Raw genomic sequence first — 22,710 nt, 5'->3', positions numbered from 1 at the left:
CCCGCAATGAACTGGCTCGTCAGCATCCCCGAATTCCTGGTCAGCGAGATCCTGGCCGTCCCCGCCTTCCTCATCGGCATCATCACCGCGGTCGGCCTGGTGGCCCTGCGCAAGAGCACCGGGCAGGTCATCGGCGGCGCCATCAAGGCGACCCTCGGCTTCCTGCTCATCGGCGCCGGCGCCACCCTCGTCGTCGCCTCCCTGGAGCCCCTGGGCGCCATGATCCTGGGCGCCACCGGTGCCCAGGGCGTCATCCCCACCAACGAGGCCATCGCCGGCATCGCCCAGGCCCAGTACGGGGCGCAGGTGGCGTGGCTGATGATCCTCGGCTTCGCCGTCAGCCTCGTGCTCGCCCGGTTCACCCCGCTGCGCTACGTCTTCCTGACCGGGCACCACGTCCTGTTCATGGCCACGATGCTGACCATCATCCTGGCCACCGCCGGCTACGACGGCTGGGTGACCGTGTCCCTGGGAGCCCTGCTCCTGGGCATCCTCATGGTGTCCCTGCCGGCCCTGGTCCACCCGTGGACCCGCCGGATCACCGGCGACGACAGCGTGGCCATGGGGCACTTCGGCACCGCCGGGTACATCGCCGCCGGGGCGGTGGGACAGGTGGTGGGCAAGAAGAGCCGGTCCACCGAGGACGCGAAGCTGCCGGAGGGACTGCGCTTCCTCCGCGACTCCATGGTGGCCACCGCGCTGTCCATGGCCATGATGTACGTGGTCCTCGCCGTGCTCTTCCTGGTCCGGGCGGGGTCCGAGGAGGCGTTCACCGCGTTCGAGGGTGGCGCCACCGGCGTGGGCAACTACATCATGATGTCGATCACCCAGGGGCTGCAGTTCGGCGTGGCGGTGGCCGTGATCCTCTTCGGCGTGCGCACCATCCTGGGCGAGCTGGTCCCGGCGTTCCAGGGCATCGCAGCCAAGGTCGTCCCCGGGGCGATCCCGGCCCTGGACGCGCCGATCGTCTTCCCCTACGCGCAGAACGCCGTGCTCCTGGGCTTCATCTCCAGCTTCGTGGGAGGCCTCATCGGGCTGTTCGTGCTCTCGGTGTGGCTCAACCCGGCCATCGGCATCGCCCTGATCCTCCCGGGCCTCGTCCCGCACTTCTTCACCGGCGGCGCCGCCGGCGTCTACGGCAACGCGACCGGCGGACGCCGCGGGGCGCTCGCCGGCGGCTTCGCCAACGGCCTGCTCATCACGTTCCTGCCCGCGTTCCTGCTCTCCGTCCTGGGCACCTTCGGCTCCGAGAACACCACCTTCGGCGACGCCGACTTCGGCTGGTTCGGGATCGCGGTCGGTTCCGCGGCCAAGATCGGGTCCGTCGGGGGCATCGTGGTGATCCTGCTGATCGGCCTCGCGGTGCTGGGGCTGGCCGTCCTGGTGCAGCGCCGGGTGGTCGACGCCGGGTGGGACCCGTCTCCGGGCCGGGCCTGGCCGGGCGCGAGCGGCGAGCGGGAGACCGCGGCGGTGGCCGCCTCCGGTCCCACCCTCGCGCACCCCAAGATCGCCCCGCCGAAGGGCGCCCCCGCGCCTCCGCCGCCGCCGAGCTGAGCCGGCGGCCCCGCGGCGCCGTGCGGCCGGCGCGGGCCGTGTGGGCCGGCGCGGCCGTGCGGCCGGCGCCGGCCGCGGGGCGGGCCGCTCAGGAGTTGCGGCCGCGCGCGGCCACGGTCCAGCGCTCCAGCAGCATCCCGTCCCGCACCACGGCCACGTCGTCGACGAGGTTCATCGTGATGCACACGTGGTTGGGGACCACTCGCAGCCGGGCCCCGAGGACGGGCAGCGGGCGGTCCTCCGGCCACACGACCGTGGCGTGGTGCTCGGACAGCGCGGTGATCCGCGCCTCCGGGTGGTCGAGCAGCCGCCCGTGGCCGGTGGCCCAGGCGGGACGATCGGTGCCGAGGACCTTGCTGCCGGCGTCGAGCACGATCCGCCGCGGCACCCCGGGGCCGCCCTCGTGCCGGCTGACCACGGTGGAGGCCACGGTGAGGGCCACGTCCTCCCACGCGCACCGGCCCAGCTCCAGCTGCTGGGCGTCGCCGAAGACGTAGACGCCCGGGCGCACCTCGGTCGCGGCGGAGCTGTCGGTCAGCAGCGCCGAGGGCGTGGAGCCGCCGCTGCGGCGCAGCACCTCGATCCCGGCGTCCCGCAACTCCTGGGAGGCCCGCTCCAGGGCCTGCTGCTCCTGGGCGGCGGCCTCGGCCGGCATGCCCGGGGCGTAGCTGTGGCCCGGGAAGGTGAACACTCCCTCCACGCGCAGCCCGGCCCGCACCGCGGCTCGGGCCACGTCCGCAGCGGCGTCCGGGTGGACCCCGCTGCGGTGGTGGCCGCTGTCGATCTCCACGAGCACGGCGACGTCCCCGGCCGCGTCCCCGAGCCGCTCGCCCATGGCCGCGGCGGCCTCCGAGGAGTCCACGCCGGCGCTGATCCGCGCCGTGGCGCTCAGCCGGCGCAGGCGTTCCGCCTGCCGCGGCCCCACCCACAGGGGATAGGCGAGGAACAGGTCCTGCGCCCCGTGCGCGGCGAAGACCTCGGCCTCCCCGATCGTGGCCACCGTCAGGCCCACCGCGCCCGCGGCCAGCTGCAGCGCCGCGATCTGCGGGACCTTGTGCGTCTTGGCGTGCGGACGCAGGGCCATCCCTTTTGCGCGCACGGCCGCGGCCATCCGCTCGATGTTGCGGCCGAGCACGTCCCGGTCGATCAGGACGTCCGGGGTGTCGACGGTTTCGGGGATGCGGTCCATGGGGCTCCTCGCCGGTGCAGCGCTCGGGTGGGGTCCGCCCATCCTAGGGCCGGTGCGGGCCGCGCCCCGGTCAGGCCGCGGGCACGAGGTCCGCGCGGTCGGTGAACTCCAGGCCGTGCGCCTCGCTCACCGAGCGGTGGGTGACGTGGCCGGCCATGGTGTTCAGCCCGGCGGCCAGGGCCGGATCGGTGGCCAGCGCCGCGGTGACGCCCTGGTCGGCCAGGGCCACGGCGTAGCGCAGCGTGACGTTGGTCAGCGCGTAGGTCGAGGTGTTCGGCACCGCGCCGGGCATGTTCGCCACGCAGTAGAAGATGGTGTCGTGCACCCGGAAGACCGGGTCCTGGTGGGTGGTCGGCCGGCTGTCCTCGAAGCACCCGCCCTGGTCCACGGCGATGTCCACCAGCACGCTGCCCGGCTTCATGGCCGCGACCATGGCGTTGGTGACCAGCTTCGGGGCCTTGGCGCCGGGGATCAGCACGGAGCCGATGACGAGGTCCGCCTCGGTCACCGACCGCTCGATCTCGAGCCTGTTGGAGGCGAGCGTGCGCAGCCGCCCGGCGTACCGGTCGTCGAGCTCGCGCAGGCGGTCCACGTTCACGTCCAGGACGGTGACCTCCGCGCCCAGGCCCACGGCCATCGCCGCGGCGTTGGTGCCGGCCACTCCGGCGCCGATCACGGTGACCTTGGCCGGGCGCACGCCGGGCACCCCGCCCAGCAGCACGCCCTTGCCCCCGGCCGGAGCGGTCAGGGCGGCGGCCCCGGCCTGCACGGACAGCCGTCCGGCGACCTCGCTCATCGGGGCCAGCAGGGGCAGCCGCCGGTCGGCGGTCTGGACGGTCTCGTAGGCGATGGCGGTGACCCCGGACTCCAGCAGCGCCGCGGTGAGCTCGGGCTCGGCGGCCAGGTGCAGGTAGGTGAACAGCACCAGGCCCTGCCGGAACCGGTGGTACTCGGAGGCCACGGGCTCCTTGACCTTCAGCACCAGGTCGGCGCGGGCCCACAGCTCGTCGGCGTCGGCCACGAGCTCGGCCCCGGCCGCGGTGTAGTCCGCGTCGGGGATCCCCGAGCCGGTGCCGGCGCCGGTCTCCACGAGGACGCGGTGGCCGTGGGCGACCAGTTCGTGGACCCCGGAGGCGGTGATCGCCACGCGGTGCTCGTTGTTCTTCACTTCGCGGGGGACGGAGACGATCATCGGGGGCCTTCTTCCGCAGGAACCGTAGACTGGGTGACAACAAACTACGGTTTTCGGCTGTGTCCGTGGGCTTTTTCGACGATCCTTCGGCAATCGGCGCAGAACTGGAGGAATGATGGAGCATGTGACCCGCGACACGCGGCGTTCACCGCAGGATCTGCGTCCGGCCCCCGAGCTGGACGAGCTGGACCGGCGGCTGCTGGCGCTGCTGCGGGAGAACGCCCGGATGACCAACCAGGCGCTCAGCGAGGCGCTCGGGGTCGCCCCGTCCACCTGTCTGGCCCGGATGAAGAACCTGCAGCGCACCGGGGTGATCCGCCGGTTCACCGTGGAGGTGGAGCCGCGGGCGATCGGTCGGAGCATCGAGGCGCTGATCAGCGTGCGCCTGCGCCCCGGCGCCCGGCACCTCATGTCGGCGTTCGGGGAGGGGCTCAGGTCGGTGCCGGAGGTCTCCCAGTTCTTCTTCCTGGCCGGCACGGACGACTTCCTCATCCACGTCACCGCCCGGGACACCGACCACATCCGCCAGTTCGTCCTGGAGCACCTGTCCTCCAACCAGGCGGTGGCCGCCACCCAGACCAGCCTGGTGTTCGAGCACGTCCAGGGGTCCGTGGAGCCCTGAGCCGCCGCTCCCGGCGGCGCCGCTCAGAGGGCCTGCACCAGGACGAGCACCGCACCGGCCGTGGAGGCCGCCAGCCCCACCCGGCGCACGAGGGCCTTGTTCAGGCGCCCGTTCACCACGCTCGAGGTGACGAAGCCGAGCAGCACGGCCGGGAGCAGCGTGGCGGCGAACAGGAGGACCTCCCGGTCGATGGAGCCCACCGCGGTCAGCGCCGTGAGGGACACCAGGGCACCGACCAGGAAGAAGGCGCTCATGGTGCCGCGGACCCGGGCCGGGGAGAAGCCCTGCCAGACCAGCGCCATGGGCGGGCCGCCGATGGCGGTGGCCGTGCCCATGAGCCCGGAGGCGGCCCCCGCGGCGGCGACCGCGGCCGGGCGCGGCCGGGGCTGCCAGCCGCAGACGCTGAGCAGCACGGCCAGCAGGACCGTGCCCGCCACCGCGAGGGCCAGGGCCTGCGGGGGCAGGGCCGACACCAGCAGGGCGCCCGCCACCGTGCCCGGCACCATCCCGAGCAGTGCCCATCCGGTGCCCCGGAAGTCCACGGCGGTGCGGTCCCGCAGCACGCCGAAGACGGTGAGCCCCGCCGCGAGCAGCACGATGGACCCGGGCAGCAGGCTGGGGTCCAGCAGGCTGATCACCGGGGCGGCGAGCATGCCGAGGCCGAAGCCGATCGTGCCCTGGAGGCAGGACGCCAGGAACACCACGAGGGCGGCGAGCGCGAGCTCCAGCCCGGTCACCGATCGCCCCCGGTCACCGGACGGAGGCCCCGAGCACGTCGTCGGCCGGCGCGCCCGGACGCCCCGCGCCCGGAGAGCGCGGGATCAGCGCCACGGCCCCGGCGGCCACCAGGGCCACGGCGGCGAAGACGACGAAGTTCCACTGGAAGGGCAGCGCCATGGCGCCGATCCAGCCGCCGATGAGCGGGCCGGAGATCGCCCCGATCCGGGCGAAGGACAGCGCCCAGCCGGTGGCCGTGGCCCGGGCGTAGGAGGGGTAGTAGTCGGCCACCCAGCCGGTGAGCACCAGCGAGGTGGAGATGGAGCCGATCCCGGCCAGGGCGACGAAGACGTAGTTGACCACGATGTGGTTGGGGAACATCAGCAGCAGGATCCCCGCCCCGCCCAGCAGGTAGAAGGTCATCAGGATCAGCTTCTTGCCGTAGGCGTCGGCCGCCCGGCCCAGGGCGATGCCGCCGGCGGCCGAGGCGAGGCTGAAGACCACCAGGAACATCAGGGCCGGGCCCAGGGCGTAGCCGGCCGAGCGCATGATCGAGGGCAGCCAGGTGTTGAGCCCGTAGACCAGGACCATGCCGCAGAACAGCGAGATCCAGAAGAAGACGGTGGGCCGCAGCCAGTCGCGCGAGAACATCGCCGCGAGGGACTGCCGCCACCCCGCGGACCGCGGCGCCTCGGCCGGGGCCCAGTCACCGGGCACGAACGGCTCGACGCCCAGCCGGGCGGCCACCCGGGCGGCGTCCTCCTCCCGGCCCTTGCCCACCAGGTACTCGAGGGACTCGGGCACGAGCCGGGCCAGCACCGGCAGCAGGAGCACCGGCACGAACCCGGCGCCCACGACCCACCGCCAGCCCAGCGTGGGCAGCAGCAGCAGCGCCACCAGCGCCGCGGCCAGGATGCCCAGGGAGTAGCCCGAGTACATCAGCCCGTAGTTGAAGGAGCGCCGGCCCGGGGCGGAGTACTCGATGGTCAGGGCCGCCGCCACCGGGATGATCCCGCCCATGCCCAGCCCGCCGAGCAGCCGGAAGAGCCCGAACAGCTCCGGGCTCGGGGCGAGGGCGGCGCCCAGCTGCATCGTGGTGAAGATCGCGACCGAGGCCAGCAGCATCCTCCGGCGTCCCACCCGGTCGGACAGCGTCCCGATGACCATCGCCCCGATGAGCATGCCGATCAAGGCATACGAGCCCAGGCCGCCGAGCTCCAGCGGGGTGAGGTCCCAGGCGCGGTACTCCGCCAGGGCTGGCAGCACGGCGCCGAGCACGCCGACGTCGTAGCCCTCCGCCAGGATGGCCAGCCAGCAGGCGAGCAGCACGCGGCGGGTGCTGCGCTGCGGCACGGGCCAGGGGACAGGGGCGGATGCGGTCATGCGGGAGGCCCTTCGGCGAGGGGGCGCACCGGCCCGGCGGCTGCGGGGACGGGGCCGGTGGTCCGGACCACTCGATTCTAGGGAACGATCTCCGCGAGACCGTTGTTGTCATGACGCAGTTGTATTCTCGTTCAAGCGTCGCGCTATCGCGGGCGCGCTGCACCGACCCCTGACCAGGACCGTGACATGACCTCCACCTCGTCGTCCGCACGGACGATCTCCGCCCTCCCGCCCGTCGAGGGCACGCCCGTCGACGACGCGGCCGGTGGCGACGTCCGCCGCATCGGGGTGGACATCGGCGGCACGGCCATCAAGTACGCCGTCGTCGACCCGGTGCGCGGTGTGGTGACCGGCCCGCTGCGGCGGATCCTCACACCGTCCCCGGCCACGCCGGACGCCGTGGTCTCCGCCCTGGGGGCGGCGCTGGCGGAGCTGAGCACCGGGCCCGGCGCCGTGGATCCGCGCAGTCCCGTGGGCGTGGGCGTGCCGGGCATCATCGACCGCGGCATCACCCGCTCGGCCGTGCACCTGGACGACTCCTGGCTCGGCCTGCACGCCGGCCGCCTGCTCAGCGCCGGACTGGGCCGCGACGTCGCCGTGCTCAACGACGCCGACGCCGCCGGGCTGGCCGAGGCCCGCTTCGGGGCCGCCCGCGGAGTGGGCGGCACCGTCCTGATGATCACCCTGGGCACCGGCATCGGCTCGGCGCTGTTCCACGACGGGCAGCTGCTGCCCAACACCGAGCTGGGGCACGTGGACCTGGACGGCCGGGACGTCGACGGCTGGGCCGGCGCCTCCGCCCGCGTGGCGGAGGGCCTGGACTGGCCGACGTACACGGACCGGCTCCAGCGCTACCTCGCCCACCTGGAGACCCTCGTCTCCCCGGACCTGATCGTGCTGGGCGGGGGCATCAGCGAGCGGCACGAGCAGTTCCTGCCCCAGCTGCGGCTGCGCGCCCGGATCGTGCCCGCGCAGCTGCGCAACGCGGCCGGCATCATCGGCACCGCCCGTCAGGCGCACCTCGGCCGCTTCGTCATGCAGTAGCTCCCGCGGGGCCTGTCCCCGTCCGCACGGCGCCGCTACGGTGAGCGGACGACGACGCCGACCCGCAGGAGGCTGGACCCATGACCGAGAACCCGCTCACCGACGCCGAGACGGCCCTGCTGCGCCGCTCCGTGGAGCTCGCCGCCGCGGCGCGGGAGGCCGGCAACCACCCGTTCGGGGCCCTGGTCGCCGACGAGTACGGCGAGATCGTGGCGGAGGCGTGGAACAACGCGCTGCCCCCGGACGGGGACCCGACCCAGCACGCCGAACTGCGCGCCGTCGCCGCGGCGGTCCGGGCGATCGGGCCCGAGCAGATGCGCCGGGCCACGCTGTTCACCAGCGCGGAGCCCTGCGCCATGTACACCGGCGCCGCGTACTGGACCGGGGTGGGCCGCATCGTCTACGGCCTCGCGGAGTCCTCGCTGCTGGCGCTCACCGGCGCGCACGAGCAGAACCCCACCCTGGACCTGCCCTGCCGGGAGGTGCTGCGCCACGGGCAGCGGGAGATCGCCGTGCTCGGCCCGCTGCTCGAGGAGGAGGCCGCCCGGGTGCACGAGGGCTACTGGGCCTGACCCGCGACCGCCCCGGGACGGGCCGGACCGCCTCGCCGCCCGCGGCCGGTGACCCGGGCGGCGGGGCGGACGGGCACCGGCGGCTCAGGGGATGAGCAGGGCCTTGATGGCGCGGCGCTCGTCCATCGCCTGGTAGCCCTCGGCGGCCTGCTCCAGCGGCAGGGTGAGGTCGAAGACCTTCCCGGGGTCGATCTTCCGGTCCCAGATGAGCTGGATCAGCTCCGGGAGGAACCGGCGCACCGGGGCCGGGCCGCCGTGCAGGTGCACCCCCGAGAAGAACAGCTCCTCCCCGGGCAGCGCCACGTCGTGGGCCACCCCGACGTAGCCGACGTGGCCGCCGGCACGGGTGGCGCGGATGGCCTGCATCATCGACTCCTGGGTGCCCACGGCCTCGATCGTGCTGTGGGCGCCCAGCCCGCCGGTCAGCTCCTTGATCCGGGCCACGCCCTCGTCGCCGCGCTCCTCCACGATGTCCGTGGCCCCGAACTCGCGGGCCAGGGCCTGGCGGTCGGCGTGGCGGGACATCGCGATGATCCGCTCCGCACCCAGCTGCTGGGCGGCCAGCACGCCGAGCAGCCCGACGGCCCCGTCGCCGACGACGGCGACGGTCTTGCCCGGCCCCACCTCGGCGGCCACGGCGCCGAACCATCCCGTGCCGAGCACGTCGGAGGCCGCCAGCAGCGAGGGGATCAGCTCCGGATCGGGCTGCCCGGGGGTGGCCACGAGGGTGCCGTCGGCCAGCGGCACGCGCACGTACTGGGACTGGGCGCCGGTGGCCGCCCCGGGCTGCCGGTGCACGCAGTGGGTCTGGTAGCCGGCCCGGCAGATCTCGCAGGTGTTGTCGGAGGCGAAGAAGGACCCGACGACGAAGTCGCCGACCTGCACGTCGCGCACCTCGTCGCCGACCTGGTCCACGACGCCGACGTACTCGTGGCCCATCGGGGAGGGGCCGTCGACGTCCTCGACCCCGCGGTAGGGCCACAGGTCGGAGCCGCAGACGCAGGCGGCGGCGACCTTCAGGACCGCGTCGGTGGGCTCGAGGATCGCCGGGACCTCGCGGTCCTCGACCCGGACGTCGCCGGGGGCGTGCATGATGACTCCGCGCATGGGGTGCTCCTTCGGTGCAGTGGTTCCAGGTGTCGTGCCGTGCAGTTCTGCTGGGTGGTTGTTCTGTGCGGTTCTGCTGTCCGGTCCTGCCGTGCGGCTTGTCCGTGCAGCGGTGCTGCGCGGTGGCCGGCACCCTCGGTCGACCGTGTCAGGATCCGTCCGGACGGGCAAGTGCCCGCGCGTCGTGGACACGCATGCCGTCGGCACGCACGCCGGGGGCCCGCCCGCCTGGATCATCGGCGGCCGGGCCCGTGTGGAGCCGTGGGTCAGCGCCGTGCGGCTGCGGGACGTCCGGCGGTGAGCGCGCCCACCGCACCGGCGGCCAGCAGCCCCGTCAGCACCAGCCCGACCATCCCGGCCAGGACCACCGGCAGACCGGCGCTCTCCCCGTAGCCGGCGAGGACGGCGCCGGCGAGGGCGTGCGGGCCCGCGGCCTCCGCGAACGAGTAGGCCAGGGCCACGGACTCCAGCCCGTCCGGAGCGGAGGAGGCCACCGCGGAGAGCCCGGCGGCGCACAGCAGTCCGGCGCCGGTCACGCCCAGCGCCCCACGGCGGGCGCGGGCCGGGGCGAGCGGACGGGCGTCCACGGCGGCCAGCCCGGGGGCCAGGGCCAGGACCAGGGAGAGGACGGCCACGGTGATCACGGCCTCCCCGACCCCGATCAGGGCGTGCACCCCCAGCATGGAGGCGGCCAGTCCGCCGGTCTCCACGGGCACGGTGCCGCCCACGGCGTACAGGCCGGAGAAGACCAGGGCGGCCGCCGGCACGGACAGAGCGGCGCCGAGCCCGGCCGCCGTGCGCGGCGCGGACCGGCCGAGCACGCGGGTCAGGACCGTGCCCGCGGCCCAGGCCACGGCCACCCCGGTCACGGCCATCAGCGTCACGTTGGTGCCCAGGGCGGTGAGCCCGCCGTCGGCGAAGACGAGCGCCTGGACGGCCAGCACCACGGTCATCGACAGCATGCCGAGCCACGGGCCCAGCAGCGCCGCGGCCAGGGCGGCACCCAGGAAGTGGCCGCTGGTGCCGGGCAGCACGGAGTAGTTGACCATCTGGGCGGCGAAGACGAAGCCCGTCACCGCCGCGGCGAAGCCCAGCCGGTGGGCGGACGCGTGTTGGCGCACCTGCCAGGCGGCCACGGCCACCCCGGTGAGCGCCACGGCGGCCGTGGTGGTGCTGACCACCGGGTCGAGGAAATGGTCCGGAACGTGCATCGGGGAACCGCCCTTCGGGATCGCGCTGGACCGGTCTCGGGTGAGACCGGTGCGATCCCGATGGTGCCAAGCCCGTGTTTCACCGGGATGACGGACGGTGCCGACAGACGACGCCGGACGGGCTGCAGGAGGCTCGGGTCCGTCAGGCGCGCTGCGGGGGCTCGGGCCGGCAGGAGTCGTCGCCCACGTCCTCGGCGGCGTCCACGGCGTCGGCCATGGCGTGCAGGAAGGCGGTGACGGTGGCGGCCTGGTCCGGGTCCAGGGCCCGGGCGGTGGCCAGCATCCGCTCGTGCATCCTGCCCAGGGTGGTGCGCACCTCGCAGTCGGCCTCGGCGGTGGCCACGATGACCAGGGCGCGCCGGTCGGTGGGGTGCGGGCGGCGGGCGACGTGGCCGGTGCGGGTGAGCCGGTCCAGCAGGGTGGTGGTGGAGGCCGAGGAGATGCCCAGCCGGGCGGCGAGGTCGCGGGGGCTCATCGGGGTGCCGGCCCGGTGGGCCTCGAGCAGGTAGCGCAGGGCGAGGACGTCCTTCTCGCCCATGCCCATGGAGTCCTTGGTGCGCCGGCGCATGGCGGTCTCGGCGGCGCGGTAGGCGCGCAGGGCCTCGAGCACCTGCACCGGTCCGGGCCCGGCGGCGTCGTCGGTGCCGTACCAGTAGCCGGAAGAGGTGGGTCGGTGTGCGCGCATGCCGACAGTGTAGAGCAACAAGAATTTACTCCAATTGGTAACTAGACAATCTAATGATTCTGCGATGGGATGGGAGATGTCCCCTTCCTGCCGGGAATCGGGCGCAGCATCCCGCAGTCGACGTGAGGACGGGCGAGCGATGGACCAGCACGCGCAGCACCGCCCCGCGGCCGAGCCGCCCGGCTCCGCGCCGAGCCGTGATGGTGCCATGCCCGTGGCCCCGGTCCACTGCGGCGCGCCCATGCCGGTGCGCCTCCTCGACTTCGCGGACGTGGACGACCGCGTCAATTCCGCCGTGGCCCGGGCCGCCCTCGCCGGCCACCGGCTGCACGCCTGCGCCTGCGGCGCCCTGCAGGAGGTGCCGGTGTCCTCCGGCGCCGAGGAGCGCATCGTGCCCGACGACGACGCCGTGCTGTTCGGGCCGTTCTTCATCCGGCGAGTGCTCGCCGCGGCCGGCCGGGTCGAGGCCGCCGAGTGGTTCCTGGACCAGCAGCTGGCGGGGTTCCGCACGCTCGACCTCGACGGTGCGGACGGTCCCGCTGCCGTCCTCCGGGCGTTCGGCGCGGCGGTGCGGGCCGAACGGCGGCGGCTCGACCGGGCCCTCGGTGATCTCCGCACCGAACTGCAGCTGGCGACCCGGCACGGGGTGCCCCTGGCCGGCCTGGCCCGCGAGGCGTCGCTGTCGGAGCAGGACCTGGTGGCTGCGCTCGCCCTCGAGTCCCCTCAGGGAGTGGGCGCTGCGCGCACGGCGCCGGTGGCGGACGCCCACGGCGTGGCCGCCGCGGACGCTGCGCCGGCCGCCGCGGTCCCCGGCGGCCGGGCGGGATCCGCCGGCACCTCCGTGCGGCCGGCTCCGGCACCCGTGCCCGCCTCCGCGCCGGGAGGCGGCCGGTGCGGCCGCTGGGGCGTCGGCGTGCTCGCCGCGGCCGGCTGATCCGGCCGCGGCCGCCCCCAGCCCGCGCTGCGGACCTACGACCCGGTGCTGCGCCTCGGTGCTGCGCCTCGGTGCTGCGCCTTGTGCTATGCCTCGGTCAGGGCGTCGGGCTTGTGCGCCGCGCGGGCGCCGGAGCTCTCGGACTCCACGATGTAGCGGGGGTCGTCCGAGCTCGCCCGGAACGTGTGTCCGTCCAGCTCGAAGTCCTCCGTCTTCTTCTCGACCACGGTGCCCTCGGTCGTGCCCTGCGGGGTGTTCCAGGTGACCTTCGTGCCCTTCGTCAGGCTCATGCGTGTTCCTCTCCTCGTCGTGCCTCACCGGGTGTGGTGCCGGGTGCGTCCGGCGCGGCTCAGTCCTTGAGCGGGTCGTGGCCCCAGTTCATCAGGGAGTAGCGCCACCGGGTCTCGGTGACGTCCCCGTCGGGCCGCTGGGCCAGGTGGCGGTGGACGTAGCCGACGACCTTGTGCATGTGCTCCCGGTCGGAGTCGGTGCGCTCCCCCTTCTTCTTCTGCAGGATCTCCACGATGCGCCGCCCGGAGCGGTGCCCCACCGACTCGCCGCCGTCGTCCTGGCCCACCGACTGCGACTCATCGGTCTCCAGCCAGTCCGAGAGCTGCTTGGCCGTCATGTTCACGGCCTCGTCGAAGTCCTGGCCGACGGTGTCGTCGCTGTCGCTCATGCCGCGCTCCTCGTCCTCGTCCACGGGCGGCCGCCTCCGGGCCGGCCCCGCGCCCGCGAACCCGGACGCGATCATCAGCCTACGGAGCAATGGCCGTCCCGGCGACCCCTGCGGCAGTTCGCCGTGCGGCGGCTTCTCACCCTGGGTGAGCCGCACGTGGGGTGTCGCACGCCGGCGATCGTGCCGAGGGGTGGCCTCCGATCCGGCACCGCCGCGCGGGCACTGCCGGTCGGAGCCCGGCGTGCCGTGACTACCGTGCCGGGCCGGCCGTCTCGAAGGCGACCGGGTCCGGGCGCCGCTCGTCACGTCCGCCGCCGGTCCGGGCGCCGTCGTCGTCCCGGGTCCCGCCGGTCACCCGGGTCCCGTCACCGGCGGCTCGCCGGTCGGACGGCCGGTCGGCGGCGACCACGAGGCTGCCCTCGGCGAGCGCCTCGGGCTCCACGTCGTGCTCGATCGAGGTGGCCAGCGGCTTCTCGGCGACGAAGCACAGCAGGGCGGCCGCCAGCAGGCCCAGGGGCACGATCCACAGGTAGATGGGGGTCAGGGCGTCGTTGTAGGAGGCCACGATCGGATCCCGCAGCGCCTCCGGCAGGGAGGCGACCAGGGCGGGGGTGAGCGAGTTCGCCCCGCCCGCGCCGCCCTCCAGCGCGGCGGCCGGAAGGCGCTCGGTCAGCTGGTCGGCCAGCCGGCCCGCGAAGACGCTGCCGACCACGCCGGAGCCGAGGGTCGCGCCGATCTGGCGGAAGAAGTTGTTCGCCGCGGTGGCCGTGCCGACCTGCCGCAGCGGGAAGGTGTTCTGCACGATGAGCACCAGCACCTGCATGGACAGGCCCAGCCCCAGGCCCAGGACTGCGATGTAGAGGCACACGTGCCACACCCCCTGCTCGGGGGTCAGGGTGGAGAGCAGGCCCATGGCCACGGCCACGACCACGCTGCCGACCACCGGCAGCCACTTGTAGCGCCCGGTGCGGCTCACCGCCCGCCCGGCGAGGACCGAGGTGACGAGCAGGGTGCCCATCATCGGGACCATCAGCAGCCCGGAGGCGGTGGCGTCCACGCCGAAGACCATCTGCAGGTAGGTCGGCAGGTAGCCGATGGCGCCGAACATCCCCACGCCGGTGAGCAGCCCGGCGACGGTGGTGAGCACGAAGTTGCGCTCGCCGAACAGGTGCATCGGGATGATCGGCTCGGCGGTGCGCCGCTCCACGGCCACGAACGCGGCCCCGGCCGCGAGCGTGCCGGCGATCAGGCCGAGGATCACGGGGTCGGTCCAGGCGTACTTGCCGCCGCCCCAGGTGGCGAACAGGACCAGGCAGGTCGTGGCCACGGCCAGCAGCACCATCCCGCCGATGTCCAGGCGCGGCCGGCCGGCATGCCGGGGCAGCTTGAGGAACAGCACGGCGCCGGCCAGGGCGAGCAGTCCGAGCGGGACGTTGATCCAGAAGGCCCAGCGCCAGCCGGGGCCCTCGGTGAACCAGCCGCCCAGCAGCGGACCGGCCACCGAGGACACGGCGAACACCCCGCCCATGACGCCCATGTACTTCCCGCGGTCCCGGGCGGGGACCACGTCGGCGATGGCGGCCTGGGAGAGGATGATCAGCCCGCCGCCGCCCAGGCCCTGGATCGCGCGGGCCGCGATGAGGACCTCGATGGTCCCGGCGAGCGCCCCGACCACGGACCCGGCCATGAAGACCAGGATCGCGCCGAGCAGCAGGGGCCTGCGGCCCATCAGGTCGCCGAGCTTGCCGTAGACCGGCATCATGATCGTCGAGGCCAGGATGTAGGCGGTGATCACCCACAGCATCTCGTTCACCCCGTTGAGCTCGCCCACGATCGTGGGCAGCGCCGTGCTGAGCACGGTCTGGTTCAGCGCGGCCAGCAGCATCGAGAGCATCAGGCCCACGAAGAGCAGCCCGAGGTGCTGGGCGCCGCGGGCCGGTTCGGCCCGGTGGGCGGGAGTGCGGGTCATGAGAGCTTCTCCTGGAGGCGGTGGAAGAGAGTGAGCGCCGAGTCGTGGTCCTCGGCCGGCAGGCCGTGGGCGGGGGAGTAGCTCTCGGCGGTGATGGCGAAGCGCAGCGGGACGCCGCCGAGGATCACGAGCATCCGGGCGACGTCGTCCACGGGGTGCTCCCCGATCCCGGCCGACCAGTGCGGGTCGCGGGCCAGCAGCTCGGCGAGCGTGCGGCGCACCAGGTCCTCGGCCTCGAGGGTCAGCTCGTGCCGGCGGCGGCCCAGGCCGGGGTGGTCCTGCAGCAGCCTCCGGCGCCGCTCCGCGTCCCGGCCGGCGTAGGCGCTGCGGGTCACGGCCAGCAGCAGGCGCGAGACCTGGCCCAGCAGGTCGTGCTCGAGGGAGAAGCCCTCCAGCAGCTGCGGGTCCAGTTCAGGGGCGCGCATGCCCAGGACCGCGTCCTCCTTGGCGGGGAAGTAGTTGAAGAAGGTGCGCGGGGAGACGCCGGCCGCGGCGGCGATGGCCTCGACCGTGGCGCCCTCCACCCCGTGCTCGAGCGCGAGGCCGGCGGCCGCCTCGTGGATGGCGGACCAGGTCTCGGCCTTCTTGCGGGCGCGCAGCGAGGGAGAGGCGGTGTCGTTCACGTTCATATTTTTGCACTTATGCACTCTTTGCACAACTGCAATAATGTGGTGGAGGTGCCGGCCGGACCGGGAATAGGCCGGGCGTGCCCCGGCCTGTACCGAGGGCGCACCGCGCCGGCGGCCATGCCAGGCCCCGGCGGACGGCAGGACAGATCCGACCACGGAACGGAGCTCCGCATGACCACCATCCCCCGCACCGACCTCGACGTCTTCCCGCTCAACCTCGGCGGCAACACCTTCGGCTGGACCTCCGACCGGAGCACCTCCTTCGTGGTGCTCGACGCCTTCACGGAGGCCGGCGGCAACTTCGTCGACACGGCGGACGTCTACTCCGTGTGGGGCGAGGGGCACACCGGCGGGGAGTCCGAGACCGTCCTTGGGGAGTGGCTGGCCGCCCGCGGCGTCCGCGACGACGTCGTGGTGGCCACCAAGGTGGGCTCCCTGCCCCGGCGTCCCGGACTGGGGCGGGAGAACGTGGTGCAGGCCCTCGAGGAGTCCCTGCGCCGGCTCGGCACCGACCGGATCGACCTCTACTACGCCCACCGCGACGACGAGTCGGTGCCCGTCGCCGAGCAGGCGGCCACCTTCGACGAGCTCGTCCGCTCCGGGAAGGTCCGGGCGGTGGGACTGTCCAACTACAGCCCGCAGCGGCTGCGGGAGTGGTTCGAGACCGCCGAGCGGGAGCACCTCACCGTGCCGGTCGCGATCCAGCCGGAGTACAACCTGGTAGGCCGCCGGTCCTACGAGCAGGATCTCGCCCCGCTGGTCCGGGAGTTCGGGGTGGCGGTCTTCCCCTACTTCGGCCTCGCCTCGGGGTTCCTCACCGGCAAGTACCGCACGGCCGCCGACCTCGAGGGGCGGGCCCGCGGCGGCGCCGCGGGGGCGTACCTGAACGCGCAGGGCCTCGCCGTCGTCGAGGCGCTGGTGGACGTGGCCGAGGCGCGCGGGACCGAGCCGACGACGGTGGCGCTCGCCTGGCTGCTGGCCCAGGGCGTGACCGCCCCGATCGCCTCGGCCTCCCGGCCCGACCAGGTGCCGGCCCTCATTGCCGCCCCCGGCCTGGCGCTCACCGCCGAGGAGGTCGAGGTCCTCGACCGGGCCTCGCAACCGTTCGCCTGATCCCACCCGACCCTTCGGGCCTGCGGGCCGGTTCCGCACGGCCGGCCCGCGGGCTCCGGCCCACCGCGGGAAGCACCGCTGACGACGGGCCGCAGAAGAAGGAACACTGGGGAAGGGCTGCTGGGGAAGCACCGCAGAAAAAGGACCGCAGAGGATGGACCGCATGACCACCGCCACGCTCACGTTCACCCCGCCCTGCGGGCCCGTCCACGCCCGGGCCCACGGCGCCGTGGTCCGGGCCGGCGGCATTCCCTACGCCACCGCCGACCGCTTCGCCGCTCCCGTCCCCGCCCCGGACCGGGACGAGCCGTTCCCGGCCACGGGACCGGCCCCGGCCTGTCCCCAGGTCCGCTCGCCCTTCCTCGCCTCGGTGCTGGGGGACGCGCTCGGCGACCTGCCGCAGGACGAGGCCTGCCAGCGGCTCTCGGTCACCCTGCCCCGCGACGCGCGGGCCGGTGAGGGCCTGCCGGTGCTGGTGTGGATCCACGGCGGCTCCTACACCACCGGCGCCGGGGACGCCCCGATCATGGACCCGACGCCGCTGGTGGCCGAGCAGCGCGTGGTGGTCGTGACGGTCACCTACCGGCTCGGCCTGTTCGGCTACCTGGGCTCCGGGCACGCCCGCCCGGCCAACCTCGGGCTGCTCGACCAGCTCGAGGCGCTGCGCTGGGTGCGGCGCAACATCGCCGCCTTCGGCGGTGACCCGGACAACGTGACCGCCTTCGGCCAGTCCGCCGGCGGTGACGCCGTGGCCCACCTCATGGCCGTCCCGGGGGCGGAGACGCTCTTCCGCCGCGCCGTCATCCAGAGCCCGCCGCTGGGCATCGCCCGCGGCCGGGAGCGGATGAACGCCGCCATGGCGGCCGCGGCGGAGGTCGTGACGGCCGGGATGCCCGCCGCCGACGTGGTCGCCGCCCAGGCGGAGGTGGAGCGGCACGCGGCGCCCTTCGGGCTGCTGGGGGCGATGCCCTTCGGCACCCAGTACGGCCACCACCCGCTGCCCGCCGAGAAGGAGATCGACGCGGCCTGGGACCGGGTGGCCCCGCACATCGACGTCCTCATCGGCCACACCACCGAGGAGGCGCGGCTCTACCTGCCCACGGTGCCGGCCCTGCAGCGGTGGACCCGCGTGCCGCTGCTGGGGCCGGTGCTGCGCCGGGCCGTGGTCGGCTGGGCGACCCGGTCCGTCTACTCCCGGGCGATCCGCCGCTTCGCCCGCCGGCACGTGCGCGCCGGCGGGACGGCCCACCGCTACGTGATCTCCTGGGCAGCCCCTGGCAATCCGTACGGGGCGGCCCACACGGTCGACCTGCCCCTGCTCTTCGGCGACGAGCCGACCTGGGCGGGCACCGGGCTGGTCGCCGGTGCCGCGTGGGAGGACATCGACGCCGCCGCCCGGCAGGTGCGCCGGCTGTGGGCCGACTTCGCCCGCGGGGAGCCCCTCGGCGACGCCGGCCGCATCCCCGGCGTCCTGCGCCACCGGCGCGTCCGGGTCCCCCTCCTGGCGCGGTCTACGCGGCGACGCCCACCTGGATGAGGGTGTTCCAGGGGTCCTCGAAGCGCAGCACGGCGCCGTCGTGCCGGGTGGGGACCCGGTGGTCGGTCAGCCGGGCCTGCAGGGCGGCGACGTCCTCGGCCGTGGGCAGGTCGATGTTGACCTGCCCCAGGCCCAGGGAGGCCGCCCGCGGGCCGGCCCCGGCGCTGTGCCAGGTGTTGAGCCCGATGTGGTGGTGGTACCCGCCGGCGGCGATGAACAGGGCCGAGCCGATGTCGCTCATCACCTCGAAGCCCAGGACGTCCACGTAGAACCGCCGGCCCTGCGGGATGTCGCCGACCTGCAGGTGGACGTGGCCGAGGGTGGCCGGCGGCGCCGCCGGCCGCGCCCCGGCCGGCTCGCGCAGGTGCTCGCCCAGGAACGCGGTGGGATCCAGCGGGTTGGACGCCAGCGTGAGCAGCCCGTTGGCCTCCCGCCGCCAGGTGTGGCGGGGGCGGTCGGTGTAGAGCTCCACGCCGTTGCCCTCGGGGTCGTCGAAGTAGAACGCCTGGCTGTAGAGGTGGTCGGCGCTGCCGGTGAAGGATCGCGGCGCCACGGCGGCGACCGAGGCCAGGGCGGCCGCCAGGGCCGGCTCGTCCTCGAACAGCACCGCGGTGTGGAACAGCCCCGCCTGACCGCGGCGGGCCGGCGGCAGCTCCGGGACCTGCCGCAGGCGCAGCACGGTCCGGCCGTCACGGCCCAGCACGGCCGTGTCCCCGGAATGGGCGAGGACCTCGAGGGTCACGGCGTCCGTGTAGTAGGCGAGCATCGTGTCCAGGTCGGCCACGAGCAGCTCCACGGCGCCCATCCGGGTTCCGGCGGACAGCAGGTCGTCGGCCGGTCGCGGCGTCAGGCTCCGGGGGTCGGGGTTCTGGGGAAAGATCGGCATCTCGGGCTTCTCCGTCGGCATCGGCACCACAAAGGTTGATATGTCCGCAAGGATACCCCAGAAAATGTTTCCGGTGCAAGTATCTTGGGGACCTTCGTCACCTCGGGGCCGGGCGCGACGCCGTCCCGGTCAGAGCACGAAGATCAGCGCCACGATCACCGCCACGATCGCCAGAAAGACCAGACCCCAGGCCTTGAGGTTGTCGGAGTCGTCCTCCGCGGGGTCGTGGGCCGGGGGCGGCGGCCATCCGCCGGCCGCCGGGCCGCGGCTGCCCGCCAGCGGGCCGCCCGCGCCCGGCCCGGGGAACGGCCCGCCCTGGGCCTGGCCCGGGAACGGCTCCCCGGGCGCACCGGGCCGGCCGACCTGCCCGGGCGGCGGCGGGGCGGGCGTGGACGGGCTGACGCCCCACTGCGGAGCCTGCGGAGCGTCCGCGATCGAGGGGTTCGACGACGGCGGCCCGGCCGGGCCGCCCTCCGGTGCCGGCGGCGCCGGGGCCGCCGGTGGTGGAGGAGCAGTCGGGGGAGAGGCGGGCGGCAGCGTCTCGCCGGAGAGCACGGGCCCGTCCTCGCGGTGGCCCTTCTCGGCCTCCGTCAGCAGGGTCACGAACCGCTCCAGCGACTCCGAGCCGTCGTACTCGCGGGCCAGGAAGCGCTCGGCGCGGCGGCGCACCACCCGGTAGACACGCCCGTCGTCGGGGATCGAGAGGTCCCGGGCAGCCTGCGCCACGGCCAGCGGGGGCTGCTCGGGCAGCGGGTTCGTGCCCCACTCCAGCAGCCCGGTGAGCAGCGGCCGCTCGAGGACCGAGGCCATCGCCGCCCGGGCGCCGGGCACGCGGGTGAGCTCCAGCAGCCCGCTCGGCGGGGCGGAGGGACAGCCCGGGACGTCACCGGGCAGCCGGGCCGCCCGCTCGAGCCAGAACGTGTCGCCGAAGAGGGTGGCCAGCAGCACGGCCGCCGCGAGCCGGTCCTCGCCGGGCGCGGCGTCCTCCGGGGCGCCCTCCTCCCAGTGGCTGCCCAGCGCTCGCCGGGCGGGCTCGCCGGCCAGCCGGACGCGCAGCTGCACGTCCTCCGGGCCGCGGGCGGTCTGCGCGGGATGCTCCACCGCGTGCCGCACCTGCGGGTCGAGCTCGGGGTCCATGGGCCACTCCTCCGTCGTCGTCCGTGGGCTCCATGCTCTCAGACGGGGCTGTGCGGCGGCGGGGAGCCGGTGGGGAGTTGCGGCCGGGCGCGCCCGGCGGACGTCCCCGCGCGGCGTGCCGGGCAGGAAGCGTGCCGGGCAGGTAGCGCGCCGGTCGGGGAGCGTGTCAGGCGGGGAGCAGACTGCGCAGCTGCCCGGCGGCCAGGCGCGGGTCCGGGGCCTCGGTGACCGCCCGGACCACCACGGCGCCGCGCGCCCCGGCGGCCAGCACCTCGGGGAGGCGCTGCTCGTCGATGCCGCCGATGGCGAACCACGGCACGGGCACCACCGCCGGGTCGGCGTCCAGCCGGGCCTCGGTCAGTGCGGCGACCTCGCGCACGAAGCCCAGGCCGGTGGCGGGCCGGCCCGGCTTGGTGGGGGTCTCCCACACGGGACCGGTGCAGAAGTAGTCCACGTCCGGGTCGGCCAGCGCGGCCCGGGCCTGGCCGAGGTCGTGGGTGGAGCGGCCGATCAGCACGTCGGGGCCGAGCAGCTGCCGGGCCTGGGCGGGGGTGAGGTCGTGCTGGCCGGCGTGGAAGACGTCGGCGCCCACGAGCGCGGCGAGGTCGGCGCGGTCGTTGACGGCGACCAGGACGCCGTACTCGGCGGCGACCCGGCCCAGCAGGCGCAGCGCGGCGATCTCCTCGTCGGTGTCGATGCTCCTGTCCCGCAGCTGGACGATGTCCGTCCCGCCGGCGCAGACGGCGTGCAGGAACTCCTCGAGGTCGCCCTGCGCGCGGCGGGCGTCGGTGCACACGTACAGCCGGGCGGCGAGGAGCCGGTCCGTGCGTGTCATGCGCAGCTCGGAGGCGGCGGGAGCGGGGGTGTCCTGGGTATGCTGGGTCACACGCTGAATGATAGGTCAGCGGTTCTGCGGGAGCCCCTCGGGGGCTGAGAGGGCGTCCGGCGCCGACCGCCACACCTGATGCGGGTCATGCCGCCGTAGGAAAGGACGATGCCGGTGACATCCGTGCCCTCCGTTCCGATGTCCGCCGCCCAGCACGTGCGGGCCGACGTCGCCGTGGTCGGGGCCGGGGTGGTCGGCCTGGCCACGGCCTGGGAGCTGCGCCGCCGCGGCCGCTCGGTGGCCGTGGTGGACCCCGAGCCCGGCGCCGGGGCCAGCCGGGCGGCGGCCGGGATGCTCGCCCCGGTGAGCGAGGTCCAGTACCAGCAGGAGCCGCTCTATCCCCTCATGCTCGCCTCGGCCGGCGCCTACCCGGCGTTCGTGGCCGCCGTGGAGGAGGCCGCCGGCGGCTCGGTGGGCTACCGCGCCACCGAGACGCTCGTGTGCGGCGTCGACGCCGCCGACCGGCAGGCCCTGGCGGACCTGCGCGAGCTCCAGCTGCGCCACGGCCTGGCCGTGGAGCCGCTCCCGCTGCGCACGGCCCGGGCCCTGGAGCCGGCCCTGAGCCCGCGGCTGTCCGCCGTGCACCGCATTCCCGACGACCACCAGGTGGACCCCCGCCGGCTCGTGGCCGGACTGCTCGCCGCCCTCGTCGCCCCCGAGCTCCCCACTCCGTCCGGGTCCTCCGCAACGGACGGCCCCGACGGCGGGCCCGCCCGCCTGGTGCACGACCGCGCCACGGGCCTGCGCCACGGCCCCGACGGCGCGGTGACGGGCCTGCGCCTGGCCGACGGCGGGATGGTCTCGGCGGCGGAGACGGTCCTCGCCCCCGGCACGGGTCTCACCGACCTGGAGGGCCTGCCCGGGTCCTGGCGGCCGCCGCTGCGCCCGGTGCACGGGGACATCCTCCGCACCCGTCCGCCCGCCGGGGCGCCCGCCCTGCTCGAGCGCACCGTCCGCGGCCTGGTCCACGGGGTGCCCGTCTACCTGGTGCCCCGCGACGACGGGACGGTGGTGATCGGGGCGACCTCCCGCGAGGACGACCTCGACGGGATCAGCGCCGGAGGCGTGCTCCGGCTGCTGCGCGACGCCCAGGCCGTGGTCCCCGGCGTCGCCGACCTCGAGCTGGTCGAGGCCATGGCCCGTGCCCGGCCCGGGACCCCGGACGACATCCCGTACCTGGGCCGCGTCCGCGGCCCGGAGGGAGATCCGGTGCCCGGTCTCCTGGTCTCCACGGGCTACTTCCGCCACGGCGTCCTGCTCGCCCCGCTGGCCGCCCGCCTCGCCGCGGAGCTGGTGCTCGGCGCGGATCCGGGCGCCGACGCCGAGCACCTGGCCACCACCGACCCGCACCGCTTCGACCGCCCGGTCGAGGCGCCCGCCGCGGACCCCGCGACCGGTTTCCGCACCCCGAACAGGAGCACCCGATGACCGCCATCACCCTCAACGGCCGCCCGCACGTCGTCGGCGGGGACACCACCGTGGTGGACCTCGTGGCCGAGACCGTCGGGCGGCCCCTGGGCCCCGACGGCGCCCCGCTGGACGGCCGCCGGCTGGGCGTGGCCGTGGCGGTGGACGCCGCCGTGGTCCCGCGCAGCCGCTGGGGCCGCACCCCCGTGGCCGAGGGACAGTCCGTCGAGATCATCACCGCCGTCCAGGGAGGCTGA

General features: G+C 74.9%; 23 protein-coding genes and 1 riboswitch. Of the genes, 9 read left to right on the top strand and 14 right to left on the bottom strand.

The window, feature by feature from the left end; all coding sequences use genetic code 11:
* Positions 1–6 precede the first annotated feature (6 nt).
* On the top strand, positions 7–1,554 hold the full coding sequence (locus tag AYX06_RS09845; RefSeq protein ID WP_062735619.1) for a PTS ascorbate transporter subunit IIC: 1,548 nt from the start codon (positions 7–9) through the stop codon (positions 1,552–1,554).
* A gap of 88 nt (positions 1,555–1,642) precedes the next feature.
* Here the strand turns inward: AYX06_RS09845 and AYX06_RS09840 are convergent, their stop codons facing one another.
* Together AYX06_RS09840 and ald are read right to left on the bottom strand one after the other, a co-directional pair.
* On the bottom strand, positions 1,643–2,743 hold the full coding sequence (locus AYX06_RS09840) for an alanine racemase (RefSeq protein WP_062735618.1): 1,101 nt from the start codon (positions 2,741–2,743) through the stop codon (positions 1,643–1,645).
* Positions 2,744–2,813: 70 nt separating this feature from the next.
* The gene (gene ald / locus AYX06_RS09835) at positions 2,814–3,935 is read right to left on the bottom strand and encodes an alanine dehydrogenase (RefSeq protein WP_062735617.1); all 1,122 of its coding nucleotides are present in this window, start codon (positions 3,933–3,935) and stop codon (positions 2,814–2,816) included.
* A gap of 115 nt (positions 3,936–4,050) precedes the next feature.
* Here ald and AYX06_RS09830 point away from each other — a divergent pair, with 115 nt between their 5' ends.
* A complete protein-coding gene (locus tag AYX06_RS09830; RefSeq protein WP_232319283.1) occupies positions 4,051–4,557 on the top strand; it encodes an Lrp/AsnC family transcriptional regulator in 507 nt (168 codons plus the stop codon).
* A 23-nt stretch (positions 4,558–4,580) separates the two neighbouring features.
* Here the strand turns inward: AYX06_RS09830 and AYX06_RS09825 are convergent, their stop codons facing one another.
* Both AYX06_RS09825 and AYX06_RS09820 read right to left on the bottom strand, forming a co-directional pair.
* Positions 4,581–5,294: a sulfite exporter TauE/SafE family protein gene (locus AYX06_RS09825; protein ID WP_062735615.1), complete on the bottom strand. Its 714-nt coding sequence runs from the start codon at positions 5,292–5,294 to the stop codon at positions 4,581–4,583.
* A 13-nt stretch (positions 5,295–5,307) separates the two neighbouring features.
* Positions 5,308–6,657 (bottom strand): MFS transporter, encoded by a 1,350-nt coding sequence (locus AYX06_RS09820; protein ID WP_062735614.1) that lies wholly within the window; start codon positions 6,655–6,657, stop codon positions 5,308–5,310.
* Positions 6,658–6,843: 186 nt separating this feature from the next.
* Here AYX06_RS09820 and ppgK point away from each other — a divergent pair, with 186 nt between their 5' ends.
* Together ppgK and AYX06_RS09810 are read left to right on the top strand one after the other, a co-directional pair.
* Positions 6,844–7,701, top strand: coding sequence for a polyphosphate--glucose phosphotransferase (ppgK, locus tag AYX06_RS09815; protein ID WP_084271553.1), 858 nt, complete (start codon positions 6,844–6,846; stop codon positions 7,699–7,701).
* A gap of 80 nt (positions 7,702–7,781) precedes the next feature.
* Complete coding sequence (locus AYX06_RS09810; RefSeq protein WP_062735613.1) at positions 7,782–8,273, top strand: nucleoside deaminase; 492 nt, start codon at positions 7,782–7,784, stop codon at positions 8,271–8,273.
* Between the two features lie 84 nt (positions 8,274–8,357).
* Here the strand turns inward: AYX06_RS09810 and AYX06_RS09805 are convergent, their stop codons facing one another.
* The 3 genes from AYX06_RS09805 to AYX06_RS09795 all read right to left on the bottom strand — a co-directional run bounded on the left by AYX06_RS09805 (position 8,358) and on the right by AYX06_RS09795 (position 11,276).
* Positions 8,358–9,380, bottom strand: a complete 1,023-nt coding sequence (locus AYX06_RS09805; protein WP_062735612.1) for a zinc-dependent alcohol dehydrogenase family protein — start codon at positions 9,378–9,380, stop codon at positions 8,358–8,360.
* 266 nt (positions 9,381–9,646) lie between these two features.
* Complete coding sequence (locus tag AYX06_RS09800) at positions 9,647–10,591, bottom strand: energy-coupling factor ABC transporter permease (protein ID WP_062735611.1); 945 nt, start codon at positions 10,589–10,591, stop codon at positions 9,647–9,649.
* Between the two features lie 142 nt (positions 10,592–10,733).
* Complete coding sequence (locus AYX06_RS09795) at positions 10,734–11,276, bottom strand: MarR family winged helix-turn-helix transcriptional regulator (RefSeq protein ID WP_062735610.1); 543 nt, start codon at positions 11,274–11,276, stop codon at positions 10,734–10,736.
* A gap of 139 nt (positions 11,277–11,415) precedes the next feature.
* Between AYX06_RS09795 and AYX06_RS09790 the strand changes: the two genes are divergently transcribed.
* Positions 11,416–12,210 (top strand): hypothetical protein, encoded by a 795-nt coding sequence (locus AYX06_RS09790; protein WP_062735609.1) that lies wholly within the window; start codon positions 11,416–11,418, stop codon positions 12,208–12,210.
* Between the two features lie 86 nt (positions 12,211–12,296).
* On the opposite strand, the gene AYX06_RS09785 is transcribed toward AYX06_RS09790, so the two are convergent.
* From AYX06_RS09785 to AYX06_RS20195, 4 genes are all read right to left on the bottom strand, one after another.
* Entirely contained in the window at positions 12,297–12,500 is a 204-nt protein-coding gene (locus tag AYX06_RS09785) for a hypervirulence associated TUDOR domain-containing protein (protein ID WP_047804407.1), read from the bottom strand.
* 59 nt (positions 12,501–12,559) lie between these two features.
* Complete coding sequence (locus AYX06_RS09780) at positions 12,560–12,889, bottom strand: DUF3140 domain-containing protein (RefSeq protein WP_062736985.1); 330 nt, start codon at positions 12,887–12,889, stop codon at positions 12,560–12,562.
* A gap of 250 nt (positions 12,890–13,139) precedes the next feature.
* Positions 13,140–14,858, bottom strand: coding sequence for an MDR family MFS transporter (locus tag AYX06_RS09775; protein WP_084271552.1), 1,719 nt, complete (start codon positions 14,856–14,858; stop codon positions 13,140–13,142).
* Positions 14,855–15,481 (bottom strand): TetR/AcrR family transcriptional regulator, encoded by a 627-nt coding sequence (locus tag AYX06_RS20195; RefSeq protein ID WP_232319282.1) that lies wholly within the window; start codon positions 15,479–15,481, stop codon positions 14,855–14,857. Before AYX06_RS20195 ends, AYX06_RS09775 begins: the two co-directional genes overlap by 4 nt.
* Before the next feature lie 177 nt (positions 15,482–15,658).
* Between AYX06_RS20195 and AYX06_RS09765 the strand changes: the two genes are divergently transcribed.
* Together AYX06_RS09765 and AYX06_RS09760 are read left to right on the top strand one after the other, a co-directional pair.
* Positions 15,659–16,600, top strand: coding sequence for an aldo/keto reductase (locus AYX06_RS09765; RefSeq protein WP_062735607.1), 942 nt, complete (start codon positions 15,659–15,661; stop codon positions 16,598–16,600).
* 163 nt (positions 16,601–16,763) lie between these two features.
* The gene (locus tag AYX06_RS09760) at positions 16,764–18,137 is read left to right on the top strand and encodes a carboxylesterase family protein (RefSeq protein WP_062736984.1); all 1,374 of its coding nucleotides are present in this window, start codon (positions 16,764–16,766) and stop codon (positions 18,135–18,137) included.
* On the opposite strand, the gene AYX06_RS09755 is transcribed toward AYX06_RS09760, so the two are convergent.
* The 3 genes from AYX06_RS09755 to thiE all read right to left on the bottom strand — a co-directional run bounded on the left by AYX06_RS09755 (position 18,112) and on the right by thiE (position 20,995).
* Positions 18,112–19,023 (bottom strand): VOC family protein, encoded by a 912-nt coding sequence (locus AYX06_RS09755; RefSeq protein WP_062736983.1) that lies wholly within the window; start codon positions 19,021–19,023, stop codon positions 18,112–18,114. The genes AYX06_RS09760 and AYX06_RS09755 overlap by 26 nt on opposite strands.
* Before the next feature lie 129 nt (positions 19,024–19,152).
* Complete coding sequence (locus AYX06_RS09750; protein ID WP_062735606.1) at positions 19,153–20,160, bottom strand: hypothetical protein; 1,008 nt, start codon at positions 20,158–20,160, stop codon at positions 19,153–19,155.
* A gap of 166 nt (positions 20,161–20,326) precedes the next feature.
* Positions 20,327–20,995 (bottom strand): thiamine phosphate synthase, encoded by a 669-nt coding sequence (gene thiE, locus AYX06_RS09745; protein ID WP_062736982.1) that lies wholly within the window; start codon positions 20,993–20,995, stop codon positions 20,327–20,329.
* Between the two features lie 67 nt (positions 20,996–21,062).
* Positions 21,063–21,165: riboswitch (TPP riboswitch) on the top strand.
* Between thiE and AYX06_RS09740 the strand changes: the two genes are divergently transcribed.
* Together AYX06_RS09740 and thiS are read left to right on the top strand one after the other, a co-directional pair.
* On the top strand, positions 21,155–22,474 hold the full coding sequence (locus tag AYX06_RS09740) for an FAD-dependent oxidoreductase (RefSeq protein ID WP_084271551.1): 1,320 nt from the start codon (positions 21,155–21,157) through the stop codon (positions 22,472–22,474). (Overlaps the previous riboswitch by 11 nt.)
* The gene (gene thiS, locus AYX06_RS09735; RefSeq protein ID WP_062735604.1) at positions 22,471–22,710 is read left to right on the top strand and encodes a sulfur carrier protein ThiS; all 240 of its coding nucleotides are present in this window, start codon (positions 22,471–22,473) and stop codon (positions 22,708–22,710) included. The genes AYX06_RS09740 and thiS overlap by 4 nt, the downstream gene beginning before the upstream one ends.

This window comes from Kocuria turfanensis (genome assembly GCF_001580365.1).
GTDB lineage: Bacteria > Actinomycetota > Actinomycetes > Actinomycetales > Micrococcaceae > Kocuria > Kocuria turfanensis.
This window is presented reverse-complemented; position numbering and strand designations above follow the sequence as displayed.